The 439-nt window shown below is 60.6% G+C and carries 1 protein-coding gene; it reads right to left on the bottom strand.

The window, feature by feature from the left end; genetic code table 11:
* On the bottom strand, positions 1–425 hold a 425-nt coding region (locus AB4Z50_RS36075), incomplete at its 3' end, for a Clp protease N-terminal domain-containing protein (protein WP_441887307.1).
* Positions 426–439: the final 14 nt, after the last annotated feature.

Below are 439 nucleotides of genomic sequence, written 5' to 3'. Positions count from 1 at the left end.
TGCTTGGCCGGCTCGGACTGGTCCTTGCGGATGCCGTGGCTGATGAAATTGACGACATCGAGGCGCGTCACTCCCTGCTGTTGCAGGTAGTAGACCGCATGTGAGTCCTTTTCGCCGAAGATAGCCACCAGAACATTGGCGCCAGTGACTTCCTTCTTGCCGTTGGACGTGGACTGCACGTGCATGATGGCGCGCTGGATCACCCGCTGGAAGCCCAGCGTGGGTTGCGTGTCCACCTCGTCCGACCCCGGTACGACTGGGGTGTTATCGGCAATGAAGTTCTTCAGGCTGGTGCGCAAGTCCTCGATATTGGCTGCGCACGCGCGCAGCACTTCGGCTGCCGTCGGGTTGTCGAGCAACGCCAGCAGCAGGTGTTCCACGGTAATGAACTCGTGGCGCGCCTGGCGGGCTTCGACAAAAGCCATGTGCAGGCTTACTT

This window comes from Paenibacillus sp. 2TAB26 (assembly GCF_052115145.1).
GTDB lineage: Bacteria > Bacillota > Bacilli > Paenibacillales > Paenibacillaceae > Pristimantibacillus.
This window is presented reverse-complemented; position numbering and strand designations above follow the sequence as displayed.